The organism is Rhizobium sp. ZW T2_16 (assembly GCF_044987325.1).
Taxonomy (GTDB): Bacteria; Pseudomonadota; Alphaproteobacteria; order Rhizobiales; family Rhizobiaceae; genus Neorhizobium; species Neorhizobium cellulosilyticum.
Map to the genome: position 1 here is coordinate 1 of NZ_JBJDRG010000063.1, position 1365 is coordinate 1365.

At 57.7% G+C, this 1365-nt stretch carries 1 protein-coding gene; it reads right to left on the reverse strand.

Annotation, left to right across the window (positions count from 1 at the left end; genetic code table 11):
• Positions 1-1180 (reverse strand): IS21 family transposase (gene istA, locus ACI3K0_RS30715; RefSeq protein ID WP_404946981.1); only part of this gene is annotated, 1180 nt, incomplete at its 3' end.
• Positions 1181-1365: the final 185 nt, after the last annotated feature.

Consider the following 1365-nt stretch of genomic DNA (forward strand, 5'->3'; position numbering starts at 1 on the left):
CGGGTTTGCGCTGGATAACCGCAAGGTAATGCCGCCAGTCATAAATCGTCCTCGGTGGTTTGTCGTGGCTGCGTTCTATGATCCGCGGATGTTCGCAGAGGATATTGCCCTCGGCTGCAACAACCAGTCTCTCGGGATAAATCCGCAGGCTGACGGGCCGGTTCGCAAATGATGCAGGCACACTGTAACGATTACGCTCGAAGGTGATCAGGCATGTTGGCGAGACGCGTTTGCTCTGCTCGACGAAGCCGTCAAACATGGCGGGCAATGCCATTAAAGCAGGCTGCTCATCACCCAAAACATCCGCGATCGTGCCGGGCAGGCTCCCGTGCGTCGTGTCCCGCCATAGGTCATGGCAATGCTGTTCCAGCCAGACGTTCAAAGACTGCAAATCCGGGAAGTCCGGCATTGGCTGCCATAGACGAGGACGAGCATCCTGGACGTTCTTCTCGACCTGTCCTTTCTCCCAACCCGCGGCGGGATTGCAGAACTCAGGCGCGAACACGTAGTGGTTCGTCATCGCAAGAAACCGGATGTTGACCTGTCGCTCCTTGCCGCGGCCAACGCGATCCACCGCTGTCTTCATGTTATCGTAGATGCCGCGAGCAGGCACGCCGCCGAACACACGGAAACCATGCCAATGGGCATCGAAGAGCATCTCGTGCGTTTGCAGCAGGTAGGCCCTGACTAGAAAAGCCCGACTGTGCGATAGCTTGATATGTGCGACCTGCAACTTCGTGCGCTCGCCGCCGATCACGGCATAGTCCTCACTCCAATCGAACTGGAATGCTTCACCTGGGCGGAAAGATAGCGGAACGTATATGCCGCGGCCCGTCGTCTGCTGCTCACGTTGCCGGTCAGCCCGCCAATCACGGGCGAAGGCGGCAACCCGACCATAGGAGCCGGTAAAGCCGAGAACCACCAGATCGGCATGAAGCTGCTTTAGAGTTCGGCGCTGTTTGCGTGACCTCCCGGCCTCAGTCTTCAGCCAGGCCGCCAGCTTATCGGCAAAAGGATCAAGCTTGCTCGGTCGTTCCGGTATCGTGAAGGTTGGCTCGATCGTACCTGCGTTCAGATACTTCGCGATCGTGTTGCGCGACAGCCCGGTGCGCCGGCTGATCTCCCGGATCGACTGCTTCTCACGCAGCGCCATCCGACGGATGATGTTTAAAAGTCCCATGTGGATCACTCCGTTGCCCCCGTCGCTCTCCGCGTTGGGGGAAGGTTCACATGGCTCCATTCTCAATGGAAATTATGCGCCTAACCGGCTCATGTATGGATGCCCCCGTTCATGCAAGTTTTTCTTTGAGCGGTTTGAACGTGTGATTGGATGCGGTCATGTATCAGGCCTTTGATGCAGTCTGG